This is a genomic window from Exiguobacterium sp. UBA3491 (genome assembly GCF_002377745.1).
In the GTDB taxonomy this organism is placed as follows: domain Bacteria; phylum Bacillota; class Bacilli; order Exiguobacteriales; family Exiguobacteriaceae; genus Exiguobacterium_A.
The window spans coordinates 48,719-62,975 of the sequence record NZ_DFQK01000012.1 but is presented as its reverse complement, the minus strand read 5'-3'; the positions used below and the strand labels follow the sequence as shown (position 1 = coordinate 62,975).

Here is a 14,257-nt window from a genome sequence, read left to right as displayed (position 1 = left end):
CTTTCTTGTAATACTTTTGTAACAAAACAAAAAAACAGATATGCAGAATGGCTTATTCTCGCCATTTCTGCATATCTGTCCGTTTTAGTGATTTAATCGTTTTTTCAAGAATCAATTGACTTCTTTTTACGGAAACGTGCTAAGAATTCATAGACGATCGGCACGATAAGGAGTGTCAACAATGTCGAACTTGTAAGTCCACCGATGACCGTCACGCCTAATCCTTTTGAAATTAATGCGCCGCCTTCGAGTCCAAGCGCGAGTGGTGCAAGGGCACCGATCGTCGCAAGGGCTGTCATCAAGATTGGACGTAAACGTGTACCTGCTGCATCGAGTAGTGCTTGACGCGTCGATAAACCTTCTGCTTCTTTATGAATGACACGGTCGATCAAGACGATCGCATTTGTCACGACGATCCCAATCAACATCAAGGCACCGATTAAGGACGATACAGAAATCGTCTCGCCTGTAATCAGAAGTGCAACGAGCCCACCGATGATTGCGAACGGAAGTGAGAACAAGATGACGAGTGGCGTCAATGCTCCTCCGAACGTAATGACAAGGACGAGATAGACGATGGCTACAGCTGCTGCCATTGCTAAACCGAGTTGTGTGAACGATTCTTGGATCTGTTCAGTAACTCCGCCTTGCTCATATGAGACACCCGTTGGACGATCGATATTCTTGACGGATTTTTCAATCGCTTGAGAAGCTTCTGTTGCTTTATCCGTTTTCAGTTCTGCTGTCACCGTAGCAACGAGTTTTCCATCGCGTTCGTTGAGTGAGTCAGGTGTCGTTCCTTTTTTCACTTCAACAAAATCGGACAGTTTACGAACACCAAGTGGTGTCACGACATCTGTCTCTTCCAAGTCTCGTATCGAATCATATGTCGTTTGTTCGTTTGGAACGATGACATCGAGTTCCTTCCCATCCACCTTAATAGTAGAAAGTGGTTTTTCCTCACCTTGGACATTCGCGATACCTTGTGCGAGTTGTGCTGTTGAAACGCCGAATTCAGCCGCTTTTTGCTGATCGACTTCGAACGTATATTGCGTATACGCTTCTTTTAAATCTGTCGTTACTTTTCGAACATATTTCGTTTCGCCTTCGATCGCATCGACGAATTTCGGTGTAACTTTTTCTAAATCTTCAATATTATTCGCGAAGATCGAATACGAGACGCCTGACGAAGCTGCGCCACCACTAAAGTCTTGCTCTTTCCATTCTCCTGTCGGAATGTCAGCATTCAGCTGTTTGATGGCTGTCTGTTTAACATCTGCGAAATCTTCCGTGTCTGGATCGTATTGGACGATGAAGACACCTTGTTTCGTATTCCCTGGATTCAATGGATTTTCTCCACCGACGGTAAACTGAAGATTATCGATATTTTTTTGTTTGTTGAAATAATCTTCTGCTTGATCAGCTGCTTTTAACGAATCATCCAACGTTTGACCTGGTTTTGGATTGTACGTGACGTAGAGTGTCTTTTCTCCTTCTTGATTCAAGAAGTTGATACCAATCGTTGGTACGAGAGCAAAGCTACCGATCAAAAGCAAGACTGAAAGACCAAAGACGATGAGTTTATGGTTAAGAGACCAATTCAGCATACGGCGATACCCATTCGCCAACTTTCCGCCCTCTTCTTTTTCCGGTTTTGGTGCTTTACCACGCTTAAAGAGCGAATCCGCGAACATCGGAACGACCGTAACCGCAACGATCAAGGACGCGAACAGTGCAAAGACGACTGTCAAAGCGAATGGTAAGAACAGCTCACCAACGAATCCCGTAACGAATCCGAGTGGTAAGAAGACCGCGATCGTAACGATTGTCGACGAAGCGATTGGAATGAAGACCTCTCGTGTTGCACTGATGATCAGTTCTTTTCCTTTTAACTTTTCCGTCGGATCCGTCAAACGACGATAAATATTTTCGATGACGACGATGGAATCATCAACGACTCGACCAATCGCGACCGTCATCGCTCCGAGTGTCATGATGTTCAAGGAAATATCCATTTGCTTCAAGACAAGAATTGCCATCAGAAGGGATAACGGAATCGAAATAACAGCAATGATCGTTGATTTAATGTTTCGTAAGAACAGCAAGATGATGACAATCGCAAATAACGCACCAATCAATGCTTTACTGATCATCGTCGAAACGGATTCCTCAATTGGTTTACCTTGATCAAGTGTCACAGATGCATTGACCGAACCGTTTTCTTTTTCGAAGTCTTTGATCGTCTGCTTGACTGCATTGACGACATCGACTGTATTCGCATCTTGCGACTTTGTTACTTGAACACCAATCGATCGTTCACCATTCGAACGCGAGATCGATTCCTCGATCCCTTTATCCTCAATCGTCGCAACTTGCGACAACGTGACAGTTGGTACTTGCGTTGGCGCCGTCTGTGTTGCCTGACTGGACGTTGCGCCTGTCGCTGTTGTCGTTTGGGATGCCGCAGGGGCTGACGATGGAGCTTGTCCTGCTTGTCCTGCTTGTCCTGCTTCAGGAGTATTCGATACTGGCGGCGTATATGGAAGACGAAGATCTTTTAATTCCTTGACCGTCGTTGCTTTTCCATCTAATACGACTGCTTGTTCCTTATCTCCCAACTCGTACAAGCCAAGCGCTAAACGGGAATCATTAGCTTGAATTAATTGTTTCGCATTCTCTTCGGTTAGACCGTAACGTTCGAGTTTTTTCTCATCGAAGCGAATTTCGATCCGGCGAATCTCTTGACCCGCGACTTGAACCGTCTGCGCCCCTTCGATTCCTTCAAGCTTTGGTTGAAGTTCGTTTTCAACGAGTTTCGTCAATTCAGATAGGGATCGTTCCTTGTCTGAGACAGCGAATCCGATGACTGGAAATGCATCAAAGGAAATCCGTGATACTTGTGGATCCTGAACACCTTCTGGTAGTTCTACGTTTGAAAGAGCTTCTTTTACTTTTTGCTCGGCTTCTTCCATATTCGTACTGAAGTTATAGTCGATTTGTAGGTTCGATGCATTTTGGAAGGACGTCGAACGTACAGTATCGACTCCTGACAAATTTTCGACCTTACTTTCAAGTTCTCGACTGACTTCATCTAGGACTTGTTCTGGTGTAGCACCTGGATAAATCGTCGTCACCGACACGGTCGGTGTCGTGATGTCTGGCAATGTCTCGAGCTTCATCGATGTTCCCGCATAAATACCGGCAACCGTGATGATGATCGTCATGAGCCAGAGGGCAAACTTATTGTTCACCGAAAACTGGATGATCTTTTTCATCGTATGATTCTCCCTCACTCTTCAATTTGTTTATCTAGTCGTCGTGCACGTTCTATTAATTGCTGAATTAATCGTTGTCGCACATCTGGAGACGGTGCGCCAAACTGAAAATGCTCCGACAATTTCAAACCGTCTAATATAAAGCGAATCGATAACACTTCAACCGGATCCATCTGTTCTGTCAGTTGGCGGAAGAACTGCTCCGCTTGTCGCTTTCGTTCCTCGACGAACGTCGCATGATCCTTTAATAAGGACAACAAGTAAAGAAGCGCATCCATGTCGAGATGGAACTCCTCTTGTTGCTGGATTTGCAACGTCACGAACGCTTCCATCGGTCCCATCGTCAACAGATGCTGTTCATATAGTTCAAATTGTCGTGCTTCTTGCGCCTCGATGACCCCCATTAATAATGCTTCCTTCGAAGCAAAATGATACAATAGTCCACCTTTTGAGACATTTGCTTGTTTCGCTACTTCTTCAAGCGTCAATTGGGTGAATCCTTGTTGCAAAATAATCGTCGTCGTTGCTTCAAGAATCCGACGACGAGTCTCTTGCGCTTTTGCACTAGCCAAAAGCCTCCCCCTTTTCCTATCTATTTTACTGTACCGTCTGGACGGTTTCTTTTTATAGTGTACGGATTCTCATTTCGAGATGCAATCGCTTTGCTTATGTTTCACGTGAAACTTTCGTGAACGAAAAAAAACGCTTACGCATTTTATTATACGTAAGCGTTCTGAAGTGGATTATTCGTTTGCTTCACGTGCACTCTCTCGTAGCGCCGCTTGCATCGTTTCGAACAGGTGCCGCTCCCGTAACACTTGGACACCACGATCCGTCGGTCCACCAGGTGCTGCAACGTCAGCAATGAGACGATCTGTGCTCTCATTAGAACGCATGAGAATCTCTGCTGAACCTTTCATCGCTTGAGCAACGATTCGACGTGCATTTCCCTCTTCAAAACCGGCATCCGTCAAAACTGGTACCATACCAGCTACGATTTCATAGAAGAATGCTGGACTACATCCAGCTGCCGCCATGAACGCTGGCATCGTCGATTCATTTGCCTCCGCGATTTCTCCGACACGTCCAAATAATGCCTCGACTACACTTCGGATCTCTTCGTTCACGCGTGAGCCGAACCATAGTCCAGTCATTCCTAATCGATGGGCAACGGGTGTATTCGGCATGACAGCAACTGTCGGACGTTCTGTTAACCGTTCGATTTCGTCCGGTGTAATGTGAGCCGCAATCGAAACGATCGTTTGATGCGTCCATTGTTGGTTTGCTACGTAGGCAAGTACACCATCGGGTTGCATGCCAAGAATGACGACATCATATAAGGAGACATCTTCTTGCTCGACCGTTTGAATGCCGTGTCGCGCCGCGACTTCCGTCAAGCGTGCTCCACCACTGCGATTCGTCATCGTAATGTCCTCACGCTTAAATCCAGAAGCGACCCACCCTTGAACGAGCGCCTCACTCATCGCACCTGCTCCTACTACTAATAGTTTCATCGTCTATCCTTCCTTTCCCTCAAAAAAAGACCAGTCATGACTGGTCTTATGCGGGTCCATTATACACGAACAGCTAAATCTTCAACAGCGACGACACGAAGACCCTTGTCGTCAAGTTTCTTCACGATTTTTTTCTTCGTCTTCTCGTCACAATCCGTTGGTAACGTAATTAATACGCGACGCATGACACTACTCTTTGCATCGAGAGTCATCAGACTCGCCACCGTTGAATATTTGTTAACGATCTTCGAAATTTTCTCGAGCGCCCCTTTTTGTTCACTTAAGGCTACCGTTAAGACGTAACTTCCCGAATCACGATTCCACGCTTCCTCAAGCATTCCAAGCATCTTCCCGTGCGGTAAGATACCGAAAAAATGACCGTCGTCATTTAAGACCGCAATATACGGTAATTCCTTGATTGAGAAGAAGACTTCAAAGAAATTACTTCCTGTATAGATGTATTTGGATGTATTCTTAATCAGCGACATGACGTTGTCGTCTAAGCTGCCACCATTCATCCCATGCCGATAGATGTGCATCTTATAGATGTTCCCCTTGAAGTCCTGTCCTGATTGGTCAAGGACCGGGACACATCGGTATCCGGTTTTTTCAAGCGTGTCAAGCGCTTCACGGATCGTCGCTGTTTCGGAAATCGTGACACATTGGTGCTTCGGGATACATAAACTTTGAACGAGCATAATAAAATCCTCCTCTTTTACCTAATTACGCAGACTTAATCATATCATTCGATTTTCATACGCCATATCCTCTTTTCCCACTTCTGATGCGCTTTTATTCTTACAATCACAAGACATTCGCTTGTAATCACAACGCAATCCAACCTATTTCAATTAAGTACACATGTAATCTCCTATTGTCAGATAATTTATTAAATCTACAATCACCTTCATATTAAGATTTATTAAGATTTCGTAAAGACGCTTCATAAATGTATTCTTTTACAATACCGTCTGCTACAATCGAACTCGTGAAGTTGCTTCACTATTCTATTCTTGTTCTTAATATGGAGGCAGAAGAAATGTTTAGTAAAAAACAAGATCCATTCGCAGTTAAATTATCAGAAATCGCAGGACACTTAAAAACGACTTCGCAATTCTTCGTTGACTTTAAAATCAACGGCATCGCGGATGTAAAAGAATTTGCACATAAAGTAAAAGACTTCGAAACAGCTGGGGACGATTTGATGCATCAGTTGATCATCGACTTGAACAACGCGTTCATCACGCCAATCGATCGCGAAGACTTACTCGCACTCGCTAACGCACTCGATGACGTCTTAGATGGCTTTGAAGAATGTTCCGCTATTTTCGAAATCTACAATATCGTTCAAGCAGACGAGCACATGATTAAGTTCGTTGATGAAATCAACATCGCTGTTTCAGAACTCGCAACGTCAATGGATCTTCTTGTTGCACGTAAATTGCAACCGATGCGTGAACATGTCATTAAAATCAAAGAACAAGAGACGATTTGTGACAACTTACGCCGTAAATCAATCAAAGCATTGTTCGCAACAGAAACAGATCCAATTAAAATCATTCAATACAAAGAAATCTATGAATCGCTCGAATCAATCGCGGACTACTGCCAAGACGCAGCTAACGTCATTGAAACGATCATCATGAAAAACGCTTAAGTGAGGAGCTAACGAGATGGATAGCCTGTTTATCATCACCGCCATAATCGTGATTCTCGCACTTAGCTTCGACTTCATCAATGGTTTCCACGATACAGCGAACTCAATCGCGACTGCTGTATCGACTCGCGCTTTGAAACCACGCCATGCCATCATTTTGGCTGCATCGATGAACTTCCTAGGTGCAATCACATTCACTGGAGTCGCAAAAACGATCTCTGGTGACATCGTTGACCCGTCAACACTTGAACACGGGAGCTATGTCGTCATCGCTGCCTTGATTTCAGCCATTGCCTGGAACCTTTTGACTTGGTACTTTGGTATTCCGTCAAGTTCGTCGCATACACTGATTGGTTCGATTGCTGGTGCAGCTGTTGCCTCTGTTGGATTTGGTGGCATCGAAGCAAAAGGGTTCTTGAAAATCGTTGAAGCTTTGCTGATTTCACCAGTACTCGCCTTCACACTCGGTTTCATCGTATATGCAGTCTTTAAAATCATCTTCAAAAAAGGAAATTTGGCGAAAACGAATCGTCGCTTCCGCCACGTCCAAATCGCAACTGCTGCATTACAATCGTACACACACGGTACGAATGATGCGCAAAAAGCGATGGGGATCATCACACTCGCTTTGATTTCGTCTGGTTTCCAAACGGATCACGAAGTTGCCACTTGGGTTAAACTTTCCTGTGCGATCGCAATGGGTCTCGGAACATCTGTCGGTGGATGGCGCATCATCAAAACCGTCGGTGGTCAAATCATGAAAATCCGTCCAGTCAATGGTGTAGCAGCTGACTTAACATCAGCAGCAATCATTTTTGGTGCAACGGCGATTCATCTTCCGGTTTCGACGACACACGTCATCTCATCTGCCATCTTAGGTGTAGGTACATCGCACCGTAAGAAAGGTGTCAAGTGGGGAACAGCGCAACGCATGCTTATCACATGGGTCATCACATTGCCGATTTCAATGGCTTTAGCTGCTATGATCTACTATATTCTCGACTTCTTATTCATTAAATAAGTACGCACCCCGCCTATTCAAGATAGGTGGGGTTTTGTCTACGCTAGAAGCGTCGACAGTTGTTGTTTTTCCCATAATTCGCTATGATGAAGAACAAGAAGGATTGTCTATTTCTTTAGGAGGAATGCCCCATGACAAAACGTAAAGCCTTAACGATTGCTGGTTCCGACACGAGTGGTGGAGCTGGCATTCAAGCTGATTTAAAGACGTTCCAAGAACTTGGCGTCTACGGAATGAATGCCTTGACGGTCATCGTCGCTCAAGATCCTGATCACTCTTGGCATCATGCGGTTTACCCAATCGACACAGAACTCGTCCGGACACAAATCCACACGGTCCTTGGAGGTATTGGTGTTGATGCGATGAAGACGGGAATGCTCCCGACTGTCGAAATCATTGAAGCCGTTGCCGAAAAAATCAAATCATCCGGCGTCCAAAACGTCGTCATCGATCCTGTTATGGTCTGTAAAGGCGAGGATGAGGTGCTAAACCCTGATACAGCGAACGCACTTCGTGATGTCTTGACACCACTTGCGACAGTCGTCACACCGAACGTCTTTGAAGCAGGTCAATTATCGGGTCTTGGTAAAACGCCAGCAACGATAGACGAAATGAAACTTGCAGCAGCGCGGATTCATGAAAAAGGTGCGCAATACGTTCTTGTTAAAGGTGGCAGTAAGATTGACCATCCACAAGCAGTTGACGTGCTTTATGACGGAAAAGAGTTTATCCTGATTGAGGACGAACGAATCGAGACACCGTACACGCACGGTGCCGGCTGTACGTACTCTGCAGCAATCACGGCCGAACTCGCAAAAGGTGCATCGGTAGAAGCTGCTGTCCGTACAGCAAAATCTTTCATCACTTCCGCGATTCGTCATTCATTCCGTTTGAATGAATACGTCGGACCAACTGATCACGCTGCACATCGTACAGTCAAGTCTTGATCCGCTTAAGAAGTCCGCGATATCCGCGGACTTCTTTCTGTATAGGAGAGGAGAAAAGTTTATGCAAGCCATTGATTTACAAGAAATACAGCGTTATATCGACGAACATGCGAATACACCGTTATACGTACACGTTGAGACGACGAACGGTGCCTATGCGACGCACCAAGATCCAACTTTCCATAGCGCAGGGATGTTTTTCCGTAATGCGGAAATCACTTACGAACGTGGTCTGATCACAGGAAACGGACCTTACCGGATCGGTTTGAAACTTGCCCACGGCTGGTTATACGGTGAAGGATTGACTGAATTCGAATTTGCTGGGGATCAATTGTTGATTGCCGGTCACGATGTCGAAGGACGTCTTGCGATTGCTTTTGAACTTAGCCCGACACCATTTGCTCAAGGTGCAGAGGAGGTAGACGCATGACACACGAAGATCATTTACTCGTCGTCTTCCCTCACCCGGATGACGAAGCCTTCAGTTCTGCTGGTACGATCATCGAGCACGCAGAAAATCGTGGTCCTGTCACATATGCTTGTTTGACGCTCGGTGAGATGGGCCGTAACATGGGACGCCCTGTCTTTACGAACCGGGAACAGCTCGCAACGATTCGCAAACGTGAGTTGATCGATGCAGCTGAAAAAATGAAGATTTCGGATCTCCAAATGTGGGGACTTCGCGATAAGACCGTTGAATTCGAGGATGAAGCGGCACTTGCTGACCGTATCCTTACCTTGATTCAACAGACGCGCCCGACTCGCTTGATTTCATTTTATCCGGGTTACGCGGTCCATCCCGATCACGAAGCGACAGCTCGCGCCGTCGTTCGTGCCCTTCGGATGATGGATCCTGCCGATCGCCCTGAGTTCCTTGCGGTCGCTTTTGCGAACAATACGAAAGAAGAGCTTGGAGAAGGAACATTCATTCACGATGTCAGTGCCTATACGGATCAAAAGATCAAGGCACTCGAAGCACACGCTTCACAAACAGGTGGTTTGATGAAAGTCATCTCGGAAGACTCGAACATCCGTGACCTGCTCGTCAAAGAACGCTATTACCACTATCCGCTGTAATTTCCTATTAAGAGATGCCGATCGTCCGAGCGACAATCAGCATCTCTTTTTTGGCCTTCATTAGAAAACGTCGACTTTTTTGACGGCTTCTGCTAGTGTGAATAGTTGAGACTACGTCTCCGGAGTTCGTAACCTCCTCCGTTATAAAAACTAGGAATGGAAGTGTACATTATGAAAAAAGAACGTGCTCTTGTCGTCTTTAGTGGCGGCCAAGACTCGACGACTTGTCTGTTTCAAGCATTGAAACAGTATGAAGAAGTCGAAGTCGTGACGTTTAATTACGGACAACGTCATGCACAAGAACTCGAAGTCGCACGCGACATCGCCTCTGAGCTCGGTGTCAAACACCATGAGCTTGATCTCTCTCTTCTCAGTCAACTAACGAGTAACGCCTTGACTGACCACAGCCAAACCATCACGACGAATGAAGATGGTCTCCCTTCTACTTTCGTAGATGGACGAAACCACCTGTTTCTTTCGTTCGCAGCCGTCCTCGCGAAAGGACGCGGAATCCGTCATATCGTCACTGGCGTATGTGAAACGGACTTTTCTGGTTACCCAGACTGCCGTGATGCCTTCATCAAGTCACTGAACGTGACATTGAACCTTGCAATGGACTATCCATTCGTACTGCACACGCCACTCATGTGGCTCGACAAAAAAGAAACGTGGGCGCTTGCCGACTCGCTCGGTGCGTTTGATTTCGTTCGAAATCGCACGTTGACGTGTTACAACGGCGTCATTGGAGATGGTTGCGGCGAATGCCCGGCCTGTGAATTACGAAAAAATGGATTAGATGCATACATCAAGGAGGTTCAACACACATGACATTCAATTACGAAGCACCTGAAACGGTCGAGCGCCCGACTGGCGACTCGCTTATCTATACGAAATCTCGCGTCATGATTGTCAAAAAATTAACGTTTGACGCAGCGCACCACCTATATGATTACGATGGAAAATGCCGTGCGCTTCATGGTCATACGTACCATGTCGATATGGGCATCAGTGGTTTTCTTGATCACCGCGGTATGACACTTGATTTTGGTGATCTTAAGAAAATCTTTAAAACACATCTCGAACCACTTCTCGATCACCGTTATTTAAATGAATCATTACCATACATGAATACAACAGCTGAAAACATGGCGGCGTGGATTTTTGAGACGCTCGGTCAACACCTTCCAGACGAACGTGGACTTCGTGTCGAATTCGTCAAACTCTATGAGACGCCGACTGCTTTTGCTGAAGTCCGTCGTGAGTGGATGAACGAAGCATGAGTGCCTTAACGAAAACGCCAAAAATTCCGGTTCTCGAGATTTTCGGACCAACGTTCCAAGGGGAAGGACGATCAATCGGTCAAAAGACGATGTTCGTCCGAACCGGTGGCTGCGACTATTCCTGTTCGTGGTGTGACTCCGCCTTCACATGGGATGGTTCTGAAAAACCCGAACTCTTGACGGCAGAGACGATCATGGAACGCCTCGATGCACTCGGCTCTTACGGACATGTCACGATTTCCGGTGGGAACCCGTTACTTCATGCTTCGATCGGTACGCTGGTTGAGGCATTAAAAGAACGAAACATCACGATGTCGGTTGAGACACAAGGTTCTTACTGGCAAAATTGGTTGCTTGATATCGATGACGTCACACTCAGTCCTAAACCCCCTTCAAGTGGCATGAAGATTGATTTTGATCGTTTGGATGTTTTTTTCAAGCGTCTACCGGAACAACAGCGTGCCGTTAAAATCGTTATTTTTGATGAGGCAGATCTCGACTTCGCGGCGATGATTTCAGAGCGATATGCCTTAAAAACGCTCTATCTATCACTTGGAAATCCGGATCCGCACGAAGAAGGAACGATCGCCCCACGGATGTTACACGATCTAAAAACACTTTGGGAACGCGTCGCCCGTGATGAACGCTTTAATCACGCGCGTGTTCTACCACAATTACATGCCCTCGTTTTTGCAAACGACCGTGGCGTTTAAGGAGAAATGATTCATGCGACCTGAAGACTTAAACGATTTGTCATTACTCGGCCAAAAAGCCGTACCTTATATTTTCGAATACCAACCAGAAGTACTCGAAGCGTTTCCGAACCGCCATCCGGAAAATGATTACTTCGTGAAATTCAATGCACCAGAATTTACGAGCCTTTGCCCGATTACGAATCAACCGGACTTCGCGACGATCTACATTTCGTATATCCCGGATGAAAAACTCGTCGAATCGAAATCACTTAAATTGTATCTATTCAGCTTCCGTAATCACGGTGATTTCCACGAGAACTGCATCAACGTCATCGGGAAAGATCTCGTGAAATTGATGGAACCGCGCTACCTCGAAGTGTGGGGGAAATTTACGCCACGTGGTGGAATTTCGATTGACCCGTACTACAACTACGGAAAACCTGGTACAAAATATGAACGAATGGCAGAACATCGTCTATTCAATCACGATCTCTATCCTGAGACTGTCGATAATCGTTAAACGCTCAAAAGAGGAACAGTGGACTTTTCCACCGTTCCTCTTTTTCATACCTATTAACTCGATGGGATGTCGATCAAGGTCGTACGATCGTGCTGACCGATGACTTCAGATGACCAAATATAAATATGCCGTAACAAATGATCCGAAGTAATCTGCAAAGCACGGACCAGCCGCTCAATCATCGAAAAAGACGGATCCACAATGCTATTTTCTATACATCGAATCACCTCAGGTGTCATTTTAGTCAATTCAGCTAATGTATGCTGATCTAACTGATGACGTTCTCGTAATGTACGAATCCGCTGACCGTACTGCCCGATCGGTTGAATCCCTTCTTTCATCCGCCCAACATCTTTTCTTTTTGAAACCAAACAACGTTCACTGTAGTCTTATTCCCACTTTTTTTAAATCTGAATACCTTTCCGAACTATCAATTTTTAATCAAAATAAAATTTAAATATTTTTCTTATAAAACACTAGCTTTTTAAAAAGTTATCGCTTACAATTCTATATGCAAACGGTTGCATTAATCGCTTACATTATTGCGCTGTTCTTACACACATATTAGAGAAAAAGAGATAAAAAGGAGTGAATGATCTTGAAAAATGCTATTTCGTTCGATTTTTGGCAAAAACTCGGTAAAGCCTTGATGGTCGTCATCGCGGTTATGCCTGCTGCAGGAATCATGATCTCGGTCGGGAAACTGATCGGCATGTATGGAGGCGATATCGCGTTAATGCAAACGATTGCTCGAATCGTTGAAGATTTAGGTTGGGCCATCATTACGAACCTTCACGTCTTATTCGCCGTCGCGATTGGTGGGTCATGGGCAAAAGAACGTGCTGGTGGTGCGTTCGCAGCGTTACTCGCCTTCATTTTGATCAACCGCGTCACAGGAGCTATCTTCGGCGTCAACACTGACATGATCGCGGATCCAAAAGCAACGGTCGATTCATTGCTTGGTTCTGAGCTCATCGTAAAAGATTATTTCACTTCAGTTTTAGGGGCACCGGCTCTCAACATGGGAGTATTCGTCGGAATCATCTCTGGTTTCCTTGGTGCCGTTCTCTTTAATAAATTTTATAACTTCAGTAAATTGCCAGATGCGCTTGCCTTCTTTAACGGAAAGCGTTTTGTTCCATTCGTCGTCATCGGTGGATCAGTCGTTGCAGCATTCGCCTTATCACTCGTTTGGCCGTTCGTTCAAGGCTTATTGAATGACTTCGGTCGCTGGATTGCCTCTTCACGTGATTCTGCACCGATCATTGCACCGTTCGTATACGGTACACTCGAGCGTCTATTACTTCCGTTCGGTCTTCATCACATGTTGACTGTCCCGATGAATTACACGGAACTCGGTGGAACGTACAAAATCCTGACAGGTGCTGCTCAAGGATCGACGGTTGCCGGTCAAGATCCGCTTTGGCTCGCTTGGATCACTGACCTTGTTAACTTAAAACAAGCCGGTAACACACAAGGATACAATGATTTGATCAACAGTGTCGTGCCTGCTCGTTTTAAAGAAGGACAAGTCGTCACATCACTTGCTTCATTGATCGGTATTGCTGTCGCAATGTATATGTCAGTTGATGAAGATAAGAAGAAAGCATACAAACCGGTCTTCTTATCTGCTGGACTTGCAGTCTTCTTGACAGGTGTCACGGAGCCAATCGAATTCATGTTCATGTTCATCGCTCCTGTTCTTTACGTCATCTATGCTGTACTAACCGGTGTTGCTTTTGCACTAGCAGATGTCATGCATCTTCGGATTCACGCATTCGGTGCGATCGAACTCTTGACGCGGATTCCATTGATTGCAAAAGCTGGTTTGATTGGTGATTTAATTCGCTTCATCGGTGTCTGTGTGTTCTTCTTCTTCTTGAACTTCTTCACGTTCCGTTTCGTCATCAAGAAGTTCAACTATGCGACACCAGGTCGTAACGGGAACTATCTTGACGATATCAACGTATCGACAACTGAAGCTTCAGGTGAGGCTGCTGCGACATCATCTCCTGCCGACGGTTCGCAAGCTTCACAAATCATCGATTTGCTTGGTGGACAGCAAAACATCGAGGACGTCGATGCCTGTATGACGCGTCTTCGTGTCACTGTCAAAGATCCAGCGCTTGTCGCAAAAGAAGCAGACTGGAAAGCAAACGGTGCACTTGGTCTGATCCTTAAGAACAATGGCGTGCAAGCCATCTACGGTCCAAAAGCCGATATCTTAAAATCAGATATCCAAGACCGGATCGGCGCATAAACCTGCGAGAT

Annotated in this window: 15 protein-coding genes; 10 read left to right on the top strand and 5 right to left on the bottom strand. The window is 45.6% G+C overall.

Annotated elements, in window-relative coordinates:
- Nucleotides 1-104 precede the first annotated feature (104 nt).
- The 4 genes from B4F99_RS03395 to cbpA form a co-directional block, all read right to left on the bottom strand.
- The gene (locus B4F99_RS03395) at nucleotides 105-3,275 is read right to left on the bottom strand and encodes an efflux RND transporter permease subunit (protein WP_290755355.1); all 3,171 of its coding nucleotides are present in this window, start codon (nucleotides 3,273-3,275) and stop codon (nucleotides 105-107) included.
- Between the two features lie 14 nt (nucleotides 3,276-3,289).
- The gene (locus tag B4F99_RS03390) at nucleotides 3,290-3,847 is read right to left on the bottom strand and encodes a TetR/AcrR family transcriptional regulator (protein WP_290755353.1); all 558 of its coding nucleotides are present in this window, start codon (nucleotides 3,845-3,847) and stop codon (nucleotides 3,290-3,292) included.
- Nucleotides 3,848-4,018: 171 nt separating this feature from the next.
- Nucleotides 4,019-4,789 carry a pyrroline-5-carboxylate reductase family protein gene (locus B4F99_RS03385; RefSeq protein WP_290755351.1) on the bottom strand — a complete coding sequence of 257 codons (771 nt, stop codon included), beginning with the start codon at nucleotides 4,787-4,789 and terminating at the stop codon, nucleotides 4,019-4,021.
- Between the two features lie 59 nt (nucleotides 4,790-4,848).
- Nucleotides 4,849-5,487, bottom strand: a complete 639-nt coding sequence (gene cbpA / locus B4F99_RS03380; protein ID WP_023469717.1) for a cyclic di-AMP binding protein CbpA — start codon at nucleotides 5,485-5,487, stop codon at nucleotides 4,849-4,851.
- Between the two features lie 341 nt (nucleotides 5,488-5,828).
- Between cbpA and B4F99_RS03375 the strand changes: the two genes are divergently transcribed.
- From B4F99_RS03375 to queF, 9 genes are all read left to right on the top strand, one after another.
- Nucleotides 5,829-6,446, top strand: coding sequence for a DUF47 domain-containing protein (locus B4F99_RS03375; protein ID WP_035412018.1), 618 nt, complete (start codon nucleotides 5,829-5,831; stop codon nucleotides 6,444-6,446).
- Between the two features lie 16 nt (nucleotides 6,447-6,462).
- Entirely contained in the window at nucleotides 6,463-7,467 is a 1,005-nt protein-coding gene (locus tag B4F99_RS03370) for an inorganic phosphate transporter (protein WP_035412015.1), read from the top strand.
- A 131-nt stretch (nucleotides 7,468-7,598) separates the two neighbouring features.
- Nucleotides 7,599-8,414, top strand: a complete 816-nt coding sequence (pdxK, locus tag B4F99_RS03365; RefSeq protein ID WP_214856685.1) for a pyridoxine/pyridoxal/pyridoxamine kinase — start codon at nucleotides 7,599-7,601, stop codon at nucleotides 8,412-8,414.
- Between the two features lie 61 nt (nucleotides 8,415-8,475).
- Nucleotides 8,476-8,844 carry a YojF family protein gene (locus tag B4F99_RS03360; protein ID WP_290755348.1) on the top strand — a complete coding sequence of 123 codons (369 nt, stop codon included), beginning with the start codon at nucleotides 8,476-8,478 and terminating at the stop codon, nucleotides 8,842-8,844.
- Nucleotides 8,841-9,491, top strand: coding sequence for a bacillithiol biosynthesis deacetylase BshB2 (bshB2, locus tag B4F99_RS03355; RefSeq protein WP_214856686.1), 651 nt, complete (start codon nucleotides 8,841-8,843; stop codon nucleotides 9,489-9,491). Before B4F99_RS03360 ends, bshB2 begins: the two co-directional genes overlap by 4 nt.
- 171 nt (nucleotides 9,492-9,662) lie before the next feature.
- Nucleotides 9,663-10,319, top strand: coding sequence for a 7-cyano-7-deazaguanine synthase QueC (queC, locus tag B4F99_RS03350; RefSeq protein ID WP_053452086.1), 657 nt, complete (start codon nucleotides 9,663-9,665; stop codon nucleotides 10,317-10,319).
- Nucleotides 10,316-10,771 (top strand): 6-carboxytetrahydropterin synthase QueD, encoded by a 456-nt coding sequence (gene queD, locus B4F99_RS03345; RefSeq protein ID WP_023469724.1) that lies wholly within the window; start codon nucleotides 10,316-10,318, stop codon nucleotides 10,769-10,771. Before queC ends, queD begins: the two co-directional genes overlap by 4 nt.
- Nucleotides 10,768-11,484: a 7-carboxy-7-deazaguanine synthase QueE gene (gene queE, locus B4F99_RS03340; protein ID WP_214856687.1), complete on the top strand. Its 717-nt coding sequence runs from the start codon at nucleotides 10,768-10,770 to the stop codon at nucleotides 11,482-11,484. Before queD ends, queE begins: the two co-directional genes overlap by 4 nt.
- Nucleotides 11,485-11,497: 13 nt before the next feature.
- Nucleotides 11,498-11,986, top strand: coding sequence for a preQ(1) synthase (queF, locus tag B4F99_RS03335; protein ID WP_035412002.1), 489 nt, complete (start codon nucleotides 11,498-11,500; stop codon nucleotides 11,984-11,986).
- A gap of 53 nt (nucleotides 11,987-12,039) precedes the next feature.
- On the opposite strand, the gene B4F99_RS03330 is transcribed toward queF, so the two are convergent.
- Nucleotides 12,040-12,327, bottom strand: a complete 288-nt coding sequence (locus B4F99_RS03330) for a helix-turn-helix domain-containing protein (RefSeq protein ID WP_214856688.1) — start codon at nucleotides 12,325-12,327, stop codon at nucleotides 12,040-12,042.
- 308 nt (nucleotides 12,328-12,635) lie between these two features.
- Between B4F99_RS03330 and B4F99_RS03325 the strand changes: the two genes are divergently transcribed.
- A complete protein-coding gene (locus B4F99_RS03325; protein WP_396202273.1) occupies nucleotides 12,636-14,246 on the top strand; it encodes a PTS transporter subunit IIBC in 1,611 nt (536 codons plus the stop codon).
- Nucleotides 14,247-14,257: the final 11 nt, after the last annotated feature.